The sequence below is a fragment of the Bradyrhizobium sp. USDA 3364 genome (assembly GCF_054056355.1).
In genome coordinates this window covers 4,889,386-4,906,281 of the sequence record NZ_JBSRYG010000002.1, presented here as the reverse complement: position 1 = coordinate 4,906,281, position 16,896 = coordinate 4,889,386, and the positions used below count along the sequence as shown (strand labels likewise).

The following is a 16,896-nucleotide window of genomic DNA, read 5'->3' as shown; positions in this document are numbered from 1 at the left end:
CCAGAGACGTGGAACACGCCCCAAGAAAGGCTGCCGGCGCCCGCGGCCCCCGCGGCGGCAGAAAACTGCCATTCCACACCCCAAATGGCGGAACAGCAGTCCAGAATCGTTCTATTGGCACCCTTGCCGGACGAGCGCAAGCCCGCTATCGGCTCGCACACGTGCAATGCACGAAATCCGCGCCGAGCGATGTTTTATTGAGACAATTTCATCCGGATTTCACAGGCCGCCCGCACCATGCAGATCGCGCTGTTCCAGCCCGACATCCCTCAGAACACAGGGACGATTCTGCGCCTCTGCGCCTGCCTGAACGTGGCAGCCCATATCATCGAACCGGCGGGATTCGACACCTCGGACCGGAATTTCCGCAGGGCGGGTATGGACTATCTCGACCATGTGCGGTTGAAGCGTCACGACTCATGGTCGAAATTCAAGGAATGGCGGGCCGAGGCCGGATGCCGGCTGGTCCTGTTCACGACCAAGGCGGCGAAATCCTACCTTGATTTCGCGTATACGGCCTCCGATGTCCTGCTGTTCGGGCGCGAAACGGCAGGTGTGACCGACGCGGTGGTGGCTGCCGCGGATGCGCGGCTGGTGATTCCGATCAGGCCGACCATGCGGTCGCTCAATGTGGCCGTCACGGTGGCCATGGCCGTCGGCGAGGCGCTGCGGCAGACCGGTTCGATGACGGCCGGTTCGCCAACTTAAGGGATTTTTGGTGAGCTACGCGGTCAAGGAGATCTTTCTTACCCTGCAGGGCGAAGGCGCCCATGCGGGCCGCGCCTCCGTGTTCTGCCGCTTCGCCGGCTGCAACCTCTGGAGCGGCCGCGAGCAGGACCGCACCGGGGCCGTCTGCCGGTTCTGCGACACCGATTTCGTCGGCACCGACGGCACACTCGGCGGCCGCTATGCCGACGCGGCCGAGCTCGCCGGCACCATCGCCGCGCAATGGACCGGAGGCGAAGCCGACCGCTACGTGGTGCTGACCGGCGGCGAGCCGCTGCTGCAGGTCGATACAGCGCTGATCGGGGCCCTGCATGGCCACGGCTTTGCGATCGCGATCGAGACCAACGGCACCATCGCGCCGCCCGACGGGCTGGACTGGATCTGCGTCAGCCCGAAGGCCGCATCCGAGCTCGTGGTGCGCAAGGGGCACGAGCTCAAGCTGGTCTATCCGCAGCCGGAGAACGCTCCGGAGGATTTCGCAGGGCTCGCCTTCGAGCGCTTCTCGCTGCAGCCGATGGACGGCCCCGACGTGATCGAGAATACCGAACGGGCGATCGCCTATTGCCTGAAGCACCCGCAATGGCGCCTCAGCGTGCAGACGCACAAGACGCTTGGGATCAGATGAACTCTACTTTGCCAGAACTGGATTGTTGAACGAGATGTGGGAATTGACGAAAGCGTTTCGGTTCGAGGCTGCGCATGCGCTGTCCGGAACGACCTTTGGCACCGCCAGCGAGGAGATTCACGGTCACTCGTTTCGAGCCGAGGTTACCGTCCGCGGTACGCCCGATCCGGCCACCGGGATGGTGATCGATCTCGGCCTGCTCGAGCGCGCCATGGCCGAGGTACAGAAGACGCTCGACCACAAGTTCCTGAACAAGATCGAGGCGATCGGCGTGCCGACCTTGGAGAATCTCTCGCGCTTCATCTGGGAGCGGCTGCAACATGCGGGCAAGCTGACCCGCGTCAGCGTCCATCGCGACAGCTGCAACGAGAGCTGCACTTACTTCGGCCCGCAAGGTTAGTCATGCTGCCAACAGACCCTGCCATCATCGAGGACCGCAAGGCGCGTGCGCGCGGCTGGTTCGAGGCGCTGCGCAACGACATCTGCGCGGCCCTCGAGAAGCTCGAGGACGACGCCTCCCCCGCGCTCTATCCCGGCCACGCCGGCCGCTTCACGCGCACCCCGTGGGACCGCACCGACCACACCGGCAAGCCCGGCGGCGGCGGCGTGATGTCGATCATGAAGGGCCGGCTGTTCGAAAAGGTCGGCGTGCACTGCTCGACGGTGCATGGCGAGTTCGCCCCCGAATTCCGCGCACAGATTCCCGGCGCCGCAGACGATCCACGATTTTGGGCCTCGGGCATTTCGCTGATCGCGCATCTGCGCAATCCGAACGTGCCCGCCGTGCACATGAACACCCGCTTCGTCGTCACCACCAAGGCGTGGTTCGGCGGCGGCGCCGACCTGACGCCGGTGCTGAACCGGCGGCGCACCCAGGAAGACCCCGATACGATCGCCTTCCATGCCGCAATGAAAGCGGCGTGCAGCGGGCCGAACGGCGTCGCCGACTACGACAAGTACAAGAAATGGTGCGACGACTATTTCTATCTGCCGCATCGCAAGGAAGCCCGCGGCATCGGCGGTATCTTCTACGACTGGCACGACAGCGGCGACTGGGAAGCCGATCTCGCGTTCACCCAGGACGTCGGGCGCAGCTTCCTGAAAATCTATCCCGAGCTGGTGCGGCGCAATTTCGAGGCGGCGTGGAACGCGGAGGACCGCGACGAGCAGCTGGTCCGCCGCGGGCGCTATGTCGAGTTCAACCTGCTCTACGATCGCGGCACCATCTTCGGACTGAAGACCGGCGGCAATGTGGATTCGATCCTGTCGTCGCTGCCGCCGGAGGTGAAATGGCCGTAACGAGCCTGCCGCGCGCAATGCTGATCGACATGGATGACACCATCCTGTCGGCCTATGGGCGCCCCGAGATCGCCTGGAACACGATCACCACCGAGTTCGCCGCGGAGCTGGCTCCCCTGCCCCCCGAAATGGTCGCGACTGCGCTGCTCGCATATGCACGGCAATTCTGGTCGACGGCCGAACCGATCTGGCGGATCAAGCTCGGCGAGGCGCGGCGGCTGACCGTGAAGGGCGGCTTCGCTCAGCTTGCGGCCTCCGGCCACCGCGCGCTACCGGACGAACTCGCAGACCGCATCGCCGATCGCTTCACCGCCTATCGCGAGGAGGAGATGTTCGTCTTCCCCGGCGCACATGAAGCGATCGATGCGTTCAAGGCGCTCGGCATCAAGCTCGCGCTGGTCACCAACGGCGCCGCCGACATGCAGCGCGCCAAGGTTGAGCGCTTCGCGCTCGGCCATCGCTTCGATCACATCCAGATCGAGGGCGAGCACGGCTTCGGCAAGCCGGAGGAGCGCGCCTATCTGCACGCGATGGAGGCGCTCGGTGTCACCGCAGCGGACACCTGGATGATCGGCGACAATCTCGAGTGGGAAGTCGTGGCGCCGCAGCGGCTTGGCATCTATGCGATCTGGATGGACGTGCACGGTGTCGGGCTGCCGGTGGGATCGACGATCAAGCCGGACCGCATCATCCGCTCGCTGACCGAACTGGTTCCGGCCAAACGCAAATAGCCGTTTTCCACGTCAATTCCATCGCACCCGGCGCCGGCCGTGATTTGACTGTCATCACCGGTCGCTAGCCTGCCGCCCGCGTCATCAAGCGCGGAGGGATTACCGATGGAACTGAAACCAGGCGATGTCGTCATGCTGAAGTCCGGCGGCCATCCGATCACGGTGGTGGAAGTCGAGGAAGACAAGGTCGATTGCCTGTGGATGGGCACGGACGGCGATCTGTTTCGCGAAACCCTGCCGCTCGTCGCACTCGAGTCGACCGAGATCGATCCGGAAGACGATGAAGAGGAAGACGACGACGAGGAAGAAGACGACGAAGACGAGGACGACGACGGCGACCGCAAGAAGAAGCGCAAGGCGGCGTGAGATTTGTTGGAGCGATGCTGCCTGGCAGGCGCCGGCGGCATCGTCTCCATGCAACGTTCGACTGATCGTCGTTCAGCGAATCGTCACCATGCCGCCGATGATCACGGCGGCATCGAGATGCCGGCAATAGAACTTAGAGTCGGTGGTCGCGGGTGAAACGGGCCGCGGTCTGGTCGGCGATATCGGACAGTTTCTTGGGCTCCAGCGGAAAATCCGCGGCTAGCCAAGCATCCTCGGCCAAGGTCAGGACGTGTCCCAGTGCCGGTCCCTCGGCAATCCCGCGCGCGATGAAATCCGATGCCCGCAACGGAAAATGCGGCGCGCGCCAGCGTCGCGGCAGCGTCACGAGTCCGCGCCACTGATCGACATCGTGGCCGACGCCGGTTCGCGCCCAGGCGAGCAGCAGGCGGTCGCGATAGGGCTCCTCGTCGAGCCGGTACAGCCTGCGCTTGGCATGCGCCTCGTCCATGCCGGGCAAGCGCCACCAGCGATGGCCCATCGAATCGAGCGCCTTGGCCTCGGCGTTGGAGAGCCTGAGCCGGCTCGCGATGCGCCGCCGCGCGTCCTCGGTCACGGCGACCGTCAGCGCGGCGAGCCGGCGCATCGCGCTCGGCGCGAGCTCCATCAGCTTCTCGATCTCGATCATCGCCGCGAACGGCCCGGTATAGGCGAGGCCGCCGAACAGCGGCAGCAGCAACCCGCCGTCGCTCATCGCGACCACCGCGCCGGCTGCACCGTTCGCAACCACGAGCTTGAGCATCTCCATGCGGATGCGCTCGGCCGAGAGGGCGGCAAGACCGGCGCGCCCACCGACGCAGGCGAGATAGCCGGCGCGATCGACCTCGCCTGCGCCATAGGCGGCGTGGAAGCGGAAGAAGCGCGGGATACGCAGATAGTCCTCGGCAATCCGCTGCGCGGGATCGCCGATGAAGCGCACGCGACGCGCCTCGATGTCGGCGAGGCCGCCGACGTGATCATGCACGACACCCGAGGCGTCGACCGACAGGCTGTTGATGGTGAAGTCGCGCCGCTCTGCATCGCGCACCCAGTCGCGCCCGAACGCCACCTTGGCCTTGCGGCCATAGGTCTCGGTGTCCTCGCGCAAGGTCGTCACCTCGAACGGCTGGCCGTCGACCACCAGGGTCACCGTGCCGTGTTCGATGCCGGTCGGCACGCTCTTGATGGCGGCTCGCTTGGCGCGGCGGATGACCTCTTCCGGCAGCGCCGTGGTGGCGATGTCGATGTCGGCGAGCGGAATCTTCATCAGCGCGTTGCGCACCGCGCCGCCGATCACGCGTGCTTCCTCGCCGTCGGCATTGAGCAGACCGAGCACGCGCGCCGCGGGCCCCGCAGCGAGCCACGGCGCGTCGGACAACAAGCGCACCTCGCTCATTTCTCAGCTCCCGGCACCAGCCTGCCATTCTCGATATGGGCGGGAACGTAGGTCGAATTCGGCGGCGCGCCGGTCAATTCGGCCAGCAGCACGAAGCTCACGATGACCATCACCAGCGCCGCCAGCGTCAGCTTCGCGATCATGTCGAGCGGCCAGGACGCCGGCAGCGTCACGCCGGACCGCGTCGCGATGAGGAAGATGGCATAGACCGCGAAAGGGATCAGAAAGATTCCGATCTCGGTCAACACCGTGCGGATCATGACAGATAGATCCGCTCATATAGCACACGCAGGATGCCTGCGGTCGCGCCCCAGATGTAGCGCTCGGCGAACGGCATCGCATAATAGGACCGGTCCATGCCGCGGAATTCCTTGGTGTGAATCTGGTGATTCTCCGGATTCATCAGGAAGGCGAGGGGCACCTCGAACGCATCGACGACTTCGGCCTCGTTGATCTCTAACGCAAATCCCGGCTTCACCTTGGCGACCGTCGGGAGGATGCGGAAGCCGAACGCGGTGCCATAGAGGTCGAGATAGCCGACCGGGTCGATGAATTCCCGCCTCAAGCCGACTTCTTCGCAGGCTTCGCGCAACGCGGCATCGAGCGGCGAGGCATCGGTGGCGTCGATCTTGCCGCCGGGAAATGAGATCTGGCCGGCGTGGCTCGACAGATTGGGCGAGCGCTGCGTCAGCAGCACGGTCGGCTCGGGATGATCGACCACCGGGATCAGCACCGCGGCCGGGCGAACCGGCTGCTCCTGTGCGACGATCTCGAGCATGCGGTCGTTGCCGGAATCTCCTGTGCGCGGAATGATATGCGGATCGACCAGCCCCGGCGGCACTTCGAAATTGAGCCGCGTGCGGGCCCGCGCGAAGAATTCCGTCGAGCTGATCGTCGCCGGCTTCACCTTCAGCAACGGCTCGTTCAAAGTGCGTCCCTCACCTGGCTCGCATCGGCCATCGCGAAAAATTCGCCGCCGGACTCGATGCCGAACATCTCCTGACCATCGACCATCCGCTGCTCGCCCATGTCAACCAGATCGTAGTAGAGCGCGCGGGTCACCTTGGCCCACAGATCGGCGCGGACATGCAGATAGGGCGTCAATCCGCCATCTTCGGCGGCCTCGAATCTGAGGCCGTGGCCCTTCTCGCAATCGACCCAATCGTCGACATTGGTGCGGAACCTGAGCAAACGGCCGCGCGCGTCTTGCTCGGTCCGCATTTCCACGGCAAGGAACGGCGCGTCGTCGACGCGGATGCCGACCTTCTCCACCGGTGTCACGAGAAAGTGCTTGCCGTCCTCGCGCTTCAGAATCGTGGAGAACAGCCGCACCAGCGCGGGGCGGCCGATCGGCGTTCCCATGTAGAACCAGGTGCCGTCAGGCGCGATTCGCATATCGAGATCGCCGCAGAATGGCGGATTCCACAGGTGAACCGGCGGCAGGCCCTTGCGTCCGGCCGGACCCGACGTCGCAGCTTGATTGGCAGCGCTGGTGAGCCCTTCGAGGCCCTTGCCTCGGATGCCCGTAGTTTCACTGCCGGAATCGCTCTGCCCTTGCTTCGCCATTGTTTGCCTTAAAGTTTCCTACCTTCAATCTGGCACGTTTGGTGCACATATCGTGAGATGTGGTCGGAAGGATATTCTCGCCACATCGTGATGCCGTTCATATCCTGAAATACCGATAAGGTGGGGATAGTTTAATTCAACGAATACATGGCTTTCGCGCAGGTTTAGCATGAGGGCCAGGAGATGACGACGCAGGAATCAAGCGTATCGTCGAGAAGGAGCGGATCGAATGGCTGGTGCAGACAGCGTCGAAAAACTGGAGGATGTGATCGTCCGTTCGGCCGAGCAGGTCGCGGGCCAGATCAAGGCCGCCAAGGAAGCGGTGTCCACGGTCATTTTCGGCCAGGACCGGGTGATCGAAAACACCCTGGTGACGATCCTATCCGGCGGCCACGCGCTGTTGATCGGCGTCCCCGGTCTGGCCAAGACCAAGCTGGTCGAGACGCTCGGCGTCACGCTCGGGCTCGATGCCAAGCGTATCCAGTTCACGCCCGATTTGATGCCGTCGGACATTCTCGGCGCCGAAGTGCTCGACGAGAGCTCCGCCGGCAAGCGCTCATTCCGCTTCATCTCGGGTCCGGTGTTCGCGCAGCTCCTGATGGCTGACGAGATCAACCGCGCCAGTCCGCGCACCCAGTCGGCGCTGCTGCAGGCCATGCAGGAGCAGCACATCACCATTGCCGGCGCGCGACACGATCTGCCGAAGCCATTCCACGTGCTCGCGACGCAGAACCCGCTCGAGCAGGAAGGCACCTATCCGTTGCCCGAGGCTCAGCTCGACCGCTTCCTGATGGAAATCGACGTCGATTATCCCGATCGCGACGCCGAGCGGCGCATCCTGTTCGAAACCACCGGCGCCGAAGAGGCGCATGCCAAGCCGTCGATGGACGCGGAGACGCTGCTCACGGCGCAGCGCCTGGTGCGCCGCCTGCCGGTCGGCGATTCCGTGGTCGAAGCGATCCTGACGCTGGTCCGTGCCGCGCGTCCCGGCACCGAGGGCGGCGATGCCGGCAAGCTGATCGCCTGGGGACCGGGTCCCCGCGCCAGCCAGGCCTTGATGCTCGCGGTGCGCGCCCGCGCACTGCTCGACGGACGGCTCGCGCCGTCGATCGACGACGTGCTCGATCTCGCCGAGCCCGTGCTCAAGCACCGCATGGCGCTGACCTTCTCGGCGCGCGCCGAAGGCCGCACCATTCCCGACGTGATCAAGCAGTTGAAGTCCCGGATCGGTTGATGGCCGCAGAAAACAAGCACCAGAACGAGGAGATCCTGGCGGTTCGACGTGCAGATGGCGAAAGCCGAACGCTCGCCGCATCGTTGCCGCGCCTGGTGCTTGAGGCCCGCCGTGTCGCTGCCAACGTCATCCACGGCCTGCACGGCCGCCGCCGCGCCGGCGCGGGCGAAAACTTCTGGCAATACCGCCGCTTCGTCTCCGGCGAGCCGGCCCAGCGCGTCGACTGGCGCCGCTCGGCACGCGACGACCATCTCTATGTGCGCGAACAGGAGTGGGAGGCCGCGCACACCGTGTGGATCTGGCCCGACCGGTCGCCCTCGATGGCCTTTGCCTCACGCGATGCGCGCGACAGCAAGCTGGAGCGCGGACTGATCGTCGCCTTCGCGCTTGCCGAGCTGCTGGTTGCGGGCGGAGAACGCGTCGGCATTCCCGGCCTGATGAACCCGACCGCAAGCCTTAAGGTGATCGACAAGATGGCGGAAGCGATGTTGCACGACGACAAGACTCGCGCGAGCCTGCCGCCGTCCTTCGTGCCATCGTCGCTGGCCGAAGTGGTCGTGCTGTCGGATTTCTGGTCGCCGATCGCTGAGATCACGACGATGCTGGCCGGGCTTTCCTCCTCCGGCGCGCACGGCACCATGATCCAGGTCGTCGATCCGGCCGAAGAGACCTTCCCCTATTCCGGCCGCATCGAGTTCATCGAGCCCGAGGCCGGCAGCGTCATCACCGCAGGGCGCGCCGAGAGCTGGGCCAGCGACTATGTCGCCCGTGTCGCGCTGCATCGCGAGCAGATCCGCGCCGAGACCAACCGGCTCGACTGGCTGTTCTCGACCCACACCACCAGCCGCTCGGCGGCTGAACTGCTGTTGTTCCTGCATGCCGGCATGATGGTGAGCAAGGGCGGCGGCCGCTCAACCGTCAAGGCGGGACGCAGCGCATGATCGCAGGCCTCCCCCTCTCCTTCGCCGAACCGCTGCTGCTGCTGGGACTGGTCAGCCTGCCGGTGCTGTGGTGGCTGCTCCGCGTGATGCCGCCGCGGCCGCGCCGGATCGAATTTCCGCCGACGCGGCTGTTGTTCGACATCGCGCCCAAGGAGGAGACGCCGTCGCGCACGCCTTGGTGGCTGACGCTGCTGCGGCTCGCCGCCGCCGCGCTCGTGATCTTCGCCGCCGCCGGGCCGATCTGGAATCCGCAGACCGGCATCGCCTCGGGCAAGCAGCCGCTGGTGATCCTGCTCGACGACGGCTGGAGTGCGGCTTCGAGCTGGGATGCGCGGATTAGGGCCGCCGACGAGCTGATCGCCAATGCCGACAGCGACCGCCGCGGCGTCGCGCTGGTGCCGCTGTCCGAGCCTGCACGCGACATCACGCTGATGCCGGCCGGCGCCGCCCGCGTCGCGCTGCGCCAGCTCGCGCCAAAACCCTACTCGATCGATCGCGTTGAAACCCTCGCCACGCTTGGACGTTTCCTCAAATCGACCGGCGACTGCGACATCGCCTGGCTGTCCGACGGCGTCGACACCGGCCGCGGCAGCGAATTCACTGAAGGTCTCGGCAAGTTGATCGAGAGCCGCAATCTGACGATCTATGCGGGCGGTACGCAGTCGGCGCAGGCGCTGGTCGCGGCCGAGAACGCCGCCGCCAGGATGACCGTGAAGGTGCTGCGCACCGAGAGCGGCATCGCGGCCGGTACGGTGCGCGCGCTCGACGCCAAGAGCTCGCCGATCGGCGAGGCCCGCTACACATTCGGCCCGCAGGATCGCGAGACCGAAGCCGCCTTCGATCTTCCGGTCGAATTGCGCAACGACATCGCGCGGCTCGAAATCTCCGGCGAGCATTCGGCCGGCGCCGTGCAGCTGCTCGACCGGCGCTGGCGCCGCCGCGCCATCGGCGTGGTCTCGGGCGCGAGCAACGACACCGCGCAGCCGCTCTTGGCGTCGACCTTCTATCTCTCCCGCGCGCTATCGCCGTTCGCCGATGTCAGATTGGGCGATCGCGGCGCGCCGCAGCAGGTGATCGGGCAATTCCTCGATCAGCGGTTGCCGATGATCGTGATGGCGGATGTCGGCACGCTGTCGCCGGAGATCCGCGACCGGCTCAACGCCTGGATCGAGCAAGGCGGCGTGCTGGTGCGCTTCGCCGGCCCGCGCCTCGCGCAGGCCGATGACGACCTCGTTCCCGTCAAGCTGCGCCGTGGCGGACGCACGCTCGGCGGCAGCCTGACCTGGGAGAAGCCGCAACACATGGCCTCGTTCGCCGCCGATGGTCCGTTCGCGGGCCTCACCGTGCCGAAGGACATCACCGTCAGCCGCCAGGTGCTGGCCGAGCCCGACGCCGTGCTCGCGACCAAGAGCTGGGCCTCGCTGGAGGACGGCACGCCGCTCGTCACCGGCGAGCATCGCGGCAAGGGCGTGGTCAGCCTGTTCCATGTCGGCGCCGACATGCGCTGGTCGGATCTGCCGATGTCCGGCACGTTCGTCGAGATGCTGCGCCGGCTGATCGACATGTCCGGCTATACCTCGAAGCCCGGCCCAGGCGTCGCCAGCGATCCCAATGCCGAGACGGTCACGCCGCTGCGCACGCTCGACGGCTTCGGCGTGTTCGGCCCGCCGCCGTCGACTGCGAAGCCGATGTCGGCGGACTATCGCGACCGCGGCACCGCCGACCATCCGCCCGGCTTCTACGGCACCACCGAGAGCCCGATCGCGGTCAACACGCTCGCTTCCGCCGACCGCATCGCGCCGCTCGACATCTCTGGCCTGCGCGCGAAGCGTGCGAGCTACACCAACGCCGAGCCGCGTGACCTGCGCGGCATCATGCTGTCGGCGGCGCTGGCGCTGTTCCTGCTCGATGCGATCGTGGTGGCGATGCTCGGCGGCGGCCTCGCCGCGCTGATCCGGCGGCGCGCCGCGCCCGCGGTGCTTGCCTTGGCCTTCATCCTTGCGACCACGATGGTGCCCTCGCCGACGCACGCGCAGAACGGCAGCAGCGACGATTTCGCCATCAAGTCGGTGTCGCAAACCCGGCTGGCCTATGTCGTGACCGGCAATGCGGACGTCGATTCCATCGTCAAGGCCGGGATGTCCGGATTGACGCTGTTCCTCGGCCAGCGCACCGCGCTGGAGGCCGGCGATCCCGTCGGGATCGATCCGGCGCGCGACGAGCTCGCGTTCTTCCCGCTGATCTACTGGCCGATCGTGCCTGGTGCGCCGAAGCCGCCGCAGGACGCCATCAACAAGATCGACGCCTACATGAAGCAGGGCGGCACCGTGCTGTTCGACACTCGCGACGCCGTCGAGGCGCCGCCGGGCGACAACGGCGCGTCGCAGACACCAGCCATGCAGACGCTGCGCGAATTGCTGTCGACCCTCGACGTGCCCGAGCTCGAGCCGGTGCCGCGCGAGCACGTGCTGACCAAGACCTTCTATCTGCTGCGCGACTTCCCCGGCCGCTTCAATTCGGGCCAGACCTGGGTCGAGGCGCTGCCGCGCGAGGACGACGACGAGGCCGCGCAGCGCCCGGCGCGCGGCGGTGACGGCGTCTCGCCGATCATCATCACGTCCAACGATCTTGCCGGCGCCTGGGCGATCCGCCCCGACGGCCAGCCGATGCTGCCGCTGACACCGGGCGAGCCGCGCCAGCGCGAATTCGCCTTCCGCGCCGGCGTCAACATCGTGATGTACACGCTGACCGGCAACTACAAGGCCGACCAGGTGCACGCGCCTGCCCTGATCGAGCGGCTGGGACAATGATATGAACTACGGTATTGCGTTCACACCGCTGGTTCCCTCCCTCGTGCTGTGGCTCGCGCTCGGCGCGATCGTCGTCATCGCGGTGCTGCTGCTTGTGTCGCGCGCACGCGGTGCCGCGGTGCGTGTCGCCGCGCTGGCGCTGATCCTGCTCGCGCTGGCCAATCCCTCGTTCACGCGCGAGGACCGAGAACCGTTGTCCTCGGTCGCCGCGGTCGTGGTCGACAAGAGCCCGAGCCAGAATTTCGGCACCCGCAACCAGGAGACCGACAAGGCCAAGCAGGCGCTGGTCGACAGCCTGAAGCAGATCAAGGGCCTCGAGGTCCGCGTCGTCGAGGCCGGCCAGGCCGACGGCGAAACCGACGGCACCAAGCTGTTCGGCGCGCTGACGTCGGCGCTGTCGGACGTTCCGGTCGAGCGCGTCGCCGGCGCGTTCATGATCACCGATGGCCGCGTGCACGATATTCCGGCCAACGCGCAGGCGCTTGGCTTCCAGGCGCCGGTGCATGCCTTGATCACCGGCCGCAGGGACGAGCGCGATCGCCGCATCGCGATCACGGCCGCGCCGCGTTTCGGCATCGTCGGCCAGACCCAGACCATCACCTTCCGGCTCGACGACCAGGGCGTCACGGGCGAACGCGCCAAGGTCACGATCCGCCGCGACGGCGAGGTGGTCAACGAGCGCACGATGACCTCAGGCCAGACCTCGAGCGTCGACATCGACATCAAGCATGCCGGTCCCAACATCGTCGAGATCGAGGCCTCGCCGCTCGAGAACGAGCTGACGCCGGTCAACAACCGCGCCGTGGTCGCGATCGACGGCGTGCGCGACAAGCTGCGCGTGCTCTTGGTCTCCGGCGAGCCGCATGCCGGCGAGCGCACCTGGCGCAACCTGCTGAAGTCCGACCCCAGCGTTGATCTCGTGCACTTCACCATCCTGCGTCCGCCGGAGAAGCAGGACGGCACGCCGATCAACGAGCTGTCGCTGATCGCGTTTCCGACCCGCGAGCTGTTCCAGCAGAAGATCAACGAATTCCAGCTGATCATCTTCGATCGCTACGCCCGTCAGGGCGTGCTGCCGATCGCCTATTTCGACAACATCGCGCGCTATGTCCGCGCCGGCGGCGCGGTGCTGGTGTCGGCCGGTCCCGACTACGCCTCGACCACCAGCATCTGGCGCACACCGCTGGATTCGGTGCTGCCGGCCGAGCCGGTCGGCGTCACCGAGAAGCCGTTCTACGCGCATTTGAGCAATGCCGGGAAACGCCATCCGGTGACGCGCGGGCTGGAAGGCTCGAATGCCGAGCCGCCGCACTGGAGCCGGTTCTTCCGCACCGTCGACACCCGCAATGCGATCAACCCGCCTGTCATGACCGGCGCCGACGGCAAGCCGCTGCTGCTGCTGTCGCGATTCGGCGAAGGCCGCGTCGCGCTCCTGCTCTCCGACCAGATCTGGCTGTGGGCGCGCGGCTATGAAGGCGGCGGCCCGCATCTCGATCTGCTGCGGCGGGTGTCGCACTGGCTGATGAAGCAGCCCGATCTCGACGAAGAGGCGCTGCGCATGCAGGTGCAGGGCAAGGACCTCATGGTGGTGCGACAGACCATGGCCGACACCGTGTCGCCGGTCACCGTGACGTCGCCGAGCGGCGCCACGCATGAACTGACCTTGACCGCCGGCGATCCCGGCGAGTGGCGCGCCACGCTGCCCGCGAGCGAGCTCGGCCTGTGGCAGGCCACCGACGGCACTCTGAAGGCGCTGATCAATGTCGGCCCGACCAACCCGAAGGAATTCTCGGAGGTCACCTCGACCACCGACATGCTGAAGCCGCTGGCCCAGGCGACCGGCGGCGACGCGCGGCGCATCGTCGACGGATCGAGCCTCGACATGCCGCGCATCGTGCCGGTGCGCGCCTCCTCGATCTTCCGCGGCGATGGCTGGCTCGGCGTCAAGATGCGCGACGCCAGCGTGGTCAAGGGCGTCGGCGTGCTGCCGATGTTCGCCGGCCTGGTCGGCCTCTTGCTGTTGCTCGGCGCATTCGCGGCCACCTGGCTACGCGAGGGACGCTGAGTTCGGTCACGCCCTGACATCCCAGCCGACCCGTTGCTTCAATCACACACCAGCAACGGATCGACACAGTGTGCCGGAACCACCGTTGACATCGCGGGTGCCCTCCGATGTTATAATGTAACATCGGGCGGCTGGGGAACGAGCGCCGTCCCGTTGGGTGGGCTCAATCGGCATGAAGTGGTTCCGGAAACACATCAGGACTGGCTCGCGGCTGGCGCTGTTCGCGCTCGCCGTCCAGTTCGTGCTGTCGTTCGGGCATTTCCACCCCATTGCGGCCGCCCAAGCGGCGCCCGCGACGCATACCGGCCTGTCGCTGGTCGATCTTGCCTATATCGGGACCTCGGCGACGCCGGACCTCGCGGTCCAGGTGACCGGGACCGCGCCGCCCGCCAGGCACGACAACGACCGGCATCCGGCCGACCATTGCGCGATCTGCACCGTCATCTCGCTCGCGAGCAGCATGCTGTTCACGGCGCCGCCGGTGCTGTTGCTTCCGGAAGCCGTCGAGCTTCTGCTCCGCACCACCAATGCCGAATTCGTCCATCTGAAGTCGGCGCACGCGGCCTTTCATTCCCGCGCACCTCCACTGTCCTGACATCGACTGATTGCTGCACGCCCTGAACGGACGGCCGCGTCATAGTTGCGGCCTGCTCCCGCGGGGCAAATCGGGATCGATCCGTCATGTCGACGGATCTGGATCGGATTTGGATCGGGACAATGACACTTCAGAAGAAACGAGCACTCCACATCGGAGGCGCGAGCTGGCTATTGCTCGGCGCAATGCATCACGGCGCGCTGGCGGACGACACGCCGACGCAACTCCCTGACATCACCGTGACGGCGCCAAGCCCGATCCAGCGGCACCGGACCGCGCCAACACGCACGCCGACCCACGTGGTCCGGGCCGCGCCGAGCCGCAACCGCGAACGCGCCGCAGCGGTGCAGCCGACGCCTGCGCCAACGGCGCCGGCACCGCAGCAGGGCGTGCTGCCCGTCGTCACGGACCAGTTCGCGACCGTGACCGTGATCCCGAACGAGGAACTGCGGCGCTCCGGCGGCGCAACGCTCGGCGATCTGCTGTTCTCGAAACCCGGCATCACCGGTTCGAGCTTCGCACCCGGCGCATCGAGCCGGCCGATCATCCGCGGCCTCGACGTCAACCGCGTCGGCATCGTCGAGAACGGTCTCGGCGGCGGCGGCGTCTCCGATCTCGGCGAAGATCACTTCGTGCCGATCGATCCGTTCTCGACCAACCAGATCGAGGTGGTGCGGGGACCTGCCGCGCTGCGCTACGGCTCGACCTCGATCGGCGGCGTGGTCAGCGCCACCAACAACCGGATTCCCGACGCGATGCCGACCTGCGCGGCGACGCCGTTCCAGACCTACGGCCTGCCGGTGAAGGCGCCGCTCGCCGATGCCGGCGGCCCGGGCTGCCTCAATGTCGAGACCCGCACGTCGGTGAGTTCGGTCAATCGCGGCGTCGAGGGAGGCATGCTGCTGGACGCCGGCGGCAACAATGTCGCCGTGCATGCCGACGTCTATGGCCGTACCACCAGCGATTACAGCATTCCGAGCTATCCTTATCTATTCGTCCCGGGCCAGCCGTTTAACGGCCGCCAACCGAACTCCGCGACGCAGTCGGACGGTGCGTCGGTCGGCGCATCATACTTCTTCCAGGGCGGCTATATCGGCGCGGCGATCACCCAGAACGATTCGCTCTACCACATCCCCGGCACCGACGGCGCCGATCATCAGACAAGGATCGACGCGCACCAGACCAAGATCGCCGTCAAGGGCGAGTACCGGCCCGATGCGGCGGCGATCGACGCCGTGCGGTTCTGGGTCGGCGCGACCGACTATCGCCACAACGAACTCGGTCTTGCCGATCCGGCCGACCTGTTCAGCGACGGCGTGCGCCAGACCTTCACCAACAAGGAGCAGGAAGCCCGCGTCGAGGTGCAGATGATGCCGTTCAACGCGCGTTTCGCGGCCGTGACGACGGCGTTCGGCCTGCAGGCCGGCCATCAGGAATTGAGGGCCCCAAGTCCGGACGATCCAGGCAGCCCGCTCAACGGATTGTGGGACCCTAACAACAACAACAGGGTCGCCGGTTACGTCTTCAACGAGCTGAAATTCAGCGAGACCACCAAGGCGCAGATCGCCGCACGCATCGAGCACGTCAACCTCTCCGGGACAACGCCGGCATTCATACCTGACGTGTTCGACGTCAACACCGACCCTGCCAGTATTGGTCCAGCCACGCCGCGCGATCTGCACTTCACGCCGAAAAGTGCGAGCATTGGCGTGATCCAGAACCTGCCGTGGGATCTGGTTGCGAGCATTACCGGCCAATACGTCGAACGCGCGCCGAAACCGGCAGAGCTGTTTTCGCGCGGCGCCCATGATGCGACCGCCACCTTTGACATCGGCAATTCCAATCTCGGCATCGAGACGGCAAAATCGATCGAGGTCGGACTACGCCGGGCGACGGGGCCGTTGCGATTCGAACTCACCGGCTACTACACGAAGTTCAACGGCTTTATCTACCGCCAATTGACCGGCAACACGTGCGACAGTGCAGCTTGCGTGGACATAGCCAATCCGGACCAGCTTGAGCTGAACCAGGCGAGATACGCGCAGCGTGACGCGATCTTCCGCGGCGCCGAGTTCCAGAGCCAGCTCGATATCGGACCGCTCAACGGCGGCATCTGGGGCATCGAGAACCAGTTCGACGTGGTGCGCGCCACCTTCACCGACGGCAGCAACGTGCCGCGGATTCCGCCGGTGCGGCTCGGCAGCGGCGTCTACTGGCGCGACAGCAACTGGTTCACGCGCATCAACCTGGTGCACGCCTTCGCGCAGAGCGACATCGCCGTGACCGGCGAGACCCCGACCGCGGGCTACAATCTGCTGAACGCGGAGGTCACCTACAACACCAAGCTGAATTCGTCATGGATCGGCGCGCGCGAGATGACGCTTGGCCTGGCCGGCAACAATCTGCTCAACCAGAACATCCGCAACTCCGTCTCCTACACCAAGGACGAGGTGCTGATGCCGGGCCTGGGCGTGCGGGCTTTTGCCAATCTGAAGTTCTGAGACAAGCGTATCCCTCTGCCGTCAGCGGCAGAGGGATTTATGTC

At 66.2% G+C, this 16,896-nt stretch carries 16 protein-coding genes; 12 read left to right on the top strand and 4 right to left on the bottom strand.

The features are described 5' to 3' along the window. Positions 1-237 precede the first annotated feature (237 nt). The 6 genes from ACVILL_RS23250 (at position 238) to ACVILL_RS23225 (ending at position 3,747) form a co-directional block, all read left to right on the top strand. Positions 238-708, top strand: a complete 471-nt coding sequence (locus ACVILL_RS23250; protein WP_456731167.1) for a tRNA (cytidine(34)-2'-O)-methyltransferase — start codon at positions 238-240, stop codon at positions 706-708. Positions 709-718: 10 nt separating this feature from the next. Further along, complete coding sequence (queE, locus tag ACVILL_RS23245; RefSeq protein ID WP_456731166.1) at positions 719-1,351, top strand: 7-carboxy-7-deazaguanine synthase; 633 nt, start codon at positions 719-721, stop codon at positions 1,349-1,351. A 34-nt stretch (positions 1,352-1,385) separates the two neighbouring features. Then, on the top strand, positions 1,386-1,751 hold the full coding sequence (locus ACVILL_RS23240) for a 6-pyruvoyl trahydropterin synthase family protein (RefSeq protein ID WP_456734340.1): 366 nt from the start codon (positions 1,386-1,388) through the stop codon (positions 1,749-1,751). 2 nt (positions 1,752-1,753) lie between these two features. Then, entirely contained in the window at positions 1,754-2,650 is an 897-nt protein-coding gene (gene hemF / locus ACVILL_RS23235) for an oxygen-dependent coproporphyrinogen oxidase (RefSeq protein ID WP_456731165.1), read from the top strand. Next, complete coding sequence (locus ACVILL_RS23230; RefSeq protein WP_456731164.1) at positions 2,641-3,381, top strand: HAD family hydrolase; 741 nt, start codon at positions 2,641-2,643, stop codon at positions 3,379-3,381. Before hemF ends, ACVILL_RS23230 begins: the two co-directional genes overlap by 10 nt. 105 nt (positions 3,382-3,486) lie before the next feature. Next, positions 3,487-3,747: a DUF2158 domain-containing protein gene (locus ACVILL_RS23225; RefSeq protein ID WP_456731163.1), complete on the top strand. Its 261-nt coding sequence runs from the start codon at positions 3,487-3,489 to the stop codon at positions 3,745-3,747. Between the two features lie 133 nt (positions 3,748-3,880). Here ACVILL_RS23225 and ACVILL_RS23220 read toward each other — a convergent pair whose 3' ends face one another. The 4 genes from ACVILL_RS23220 to ACVILL_RS23205 are packed head-to-tail and all read right to left on the bottom strand — an operon-like array spanning position 3,881 to position 6,706. Further along, positions 3,881-5,140: a CCA tRNA nucleotidyltransferase gene (locus tag ACVILL_RS23220; protein ID WP_456731162.1), complete on the bottom strand. Its 1,260-nt coding sequence runs from the start codon at positions 5,138-5,140 to the stop codon at positions 3,881-3,883. Continuing rightward, entirely contained in the window at positions 5,137-5,400 is a 264-nt protein-coding gene (locus ACVILL_RS23215) for a DUF6111 family protein (RefSeq protein ID WP_050403977.1), read from the bottom strand. The genes ACVILL_RS23220 and ACVILL_RS23215 overlap by 4 nt, the downstream gene beginning before the upstream one ends. After that, positions 5,397-6,032, bottom strand: coding sequence for a CoA pyrophosphatase (locus ACVILL_RS23210; RefSeq protein WP_433995426.1), 636 nt, complete (start codon positions 6,030-6,032; stop codon positions 5,397-5,399). The genes ACVILL_RS23215 and ACVILL_RS23210 overlap by 4 nt, the downstream gene beginning before the upstream one ends. Before the next feature lie 32 nt (positions 6,033-6,064). Then, positions 6,065-6,706, bottom strand: coding sequence for a DUF1285 domain-containing protein (locus ACVILL_RS23205; RefSeq protein ID WP_456731161.1), 642 nt, complete (start codon positions 6,704-6,706; stop codon positions 6,065-6,067). 229 nt (positions 6,707-6,935) lie between these two features. Here ACVILL_RS23205 and ACVILL_RS23200 point away from each other — a divergent pair, with 229 nt between their 5' ends. The 6 genes from ACVILL_RS23200 (at position 6,936) to ACVILL_RS23175 (ending at position 16,852) form a co-directional block, all read left to right on the top strand. Next, positions 6,936-7,940: an AAA family ATPase gene (locus ACVILL_RS23200; protein WP_456731160.1), complete on the top strand. Its 1,005-nt coding sequence runs from the start codon at positions 6,936-6,938 to the stop codon at positions 7,938-7,940. Continuing rightward, entirely contained in the window at positions 7,940-8,881 is a 942-nt protein-coding gene (locus tag ACVILL_RS23195) for a DUF58 domain-containing protein (protein WP_456731159.1), read from the top strand. The genes ACVILL_RS23200 and ACVILL_RS23195 overlap by 1 nt, the downstream gene beginning before the upstream one ends. Next, complete coding sequence (locus tag ACVILL_RS23190) at positions 8,881-11,691, top strand: DUF4159 domain-containing protein (protein WP_456734339.1); 2,811 nt, start codon at positions 8,881-8,883, stop codon at positions 11,689-11,691. The genes ACVILL_RS23195 and ACVILL_RS23190 overlap by 1 nt, the downstream gene beginning before the upstream one ends. Before the next feature lies 1 nt (position 11,692). Beyond that, a complete protein-coding gene (locus tag ACVILL_RS23185) occupies positions 11,693-13,756 on the top strand; it encodes a hypothetical protein (protein ID WP_456731158.1) in 2,064 nt (687 codons plus the stop codon). 172 nt (positions 13,757-13,928) lie between these two features. Next, complete coding sequence (locus ACVILL_RS23180; protein WP_456731157.1) at positions 13,929-14,351, top strand: DUF2946 family protein; 423 nt, start codon at positions 13,929-13,931, stop codon at positions 14,349-14,351. 122 nt (positions 14,352-14,473) lie between these two features. Beyond that, positions 14,474-16,852, top strand: coding sequence for a TonB-dependent receptor (locus ACVILL_RS23175; protein WP_456731156.1), 2,379 nt, complete (start codon positions 14,474-14,476; stop codon positions 16,850-16,852). The last annotated feature ends 44 nt before the right edge of the window (positions 16,853-16,896 follow it).

What these genes read in the sequence shown, in the direction of transcription:
- ACVILL_RS23230 (WP_456731164.1), top strand. Translation starts at nt 2,641, where the DNA reads ATGGCCGTAACGAGCCTGCCGCGCGCAATGCTGATCGACATGGATGAC.
- ACVILL_RS23175 (WP_456731156.1), top strand. Translation starts at nt 14,474, where the DNA reads ATGACACTTCAGAAGAAACGAGCACTCCACATCGGAGGCGCGAGCTGG.
- ACVILL_RS23250 (WP_456731167.1), top strand. Translation starts at nt 238, where the DNA reads ATGCAGATCGCGCTGTTCCAGCCCGACATCCCTCAGAACACAGGGACG.
- ACVILL_RS23195 (WP_456731159.1), top strand. Translation starts at nt 7,940, where the DNA reads ATGGCCGCAGAAAACAAGCACCAGAACGAGGAGATCCTGGCGGTTCGA.
- hemF (WP_456731165.1), top strand. Translation starts at nt 1,754, where the DNA reads ATGCTGCCAACAGACCCTGCCATCATCGAGGACCGCAAGGCGCGTGCG.
- ACVILL_RS23200 (WP_456731160.1), top strand. Translation starts at nt 6,936, where the DNA reads ATGGCTGGTGCAGACAGCGTCGAAAAACTGGAGGATGTGATCGTCCGT.
- ACVILL_RS23240 (WP_456734340.1), top strand. Translation starts at nt 1,386, where the DNA reads ATGTGGGAATTGACGAAAGCGTTTCGGTTCGAGGCTGCGCATGCGCTG.
- ACVILL_RS23205 (WP_456731161.1), bottom strand. Translation starts at nt 6,706, where the DNA reads ATGGCGAAGCAAGGGCAGAGCGATTCCGGCAGTGAAACTACGGGCATC.
- ACVILL_RS23225 (WP_456731163.1), top strand. Translation starts at nt 3,487, where the DNA reads ATGGAACTGAAACCAGGCGATGTCGTCATGCTGAAGTCCGGCGGCCAT.
- ACVILL_RS23180 (WP_456731157.1), top strand. Translation starts at nt 13,929, where the DNA reads ATGAAGTGGTTCCGGAAACACATCAGGACTGGCTCGCGGCTGGCGCTG.
- ACVILL_RS23185 (WP_456731158.1), top strand. Translation starts at nt 11,693, where the DNA reads ATGAACTACGGTATTGCGTTCACACCGCTGGTTCCCTCCCTCGTGCTG.
- ACVILL_RS23220 (WP_456731162.1), bottom strand. Translation starts at nt 5,140, where the DNA reads ATGAGCGAGGTGCGCTTGTTGTCCGACGCGCCGTGGCTCGCTGCGGGG.
- ACVILL_RS23215 (WP_050403977.1), bottom strand. Translation starts at nt 5,400, where the DNA reads ATGATCCGCACGGTGTTGACCGAGATCGGAATCTTTCTGATCCCTTTC.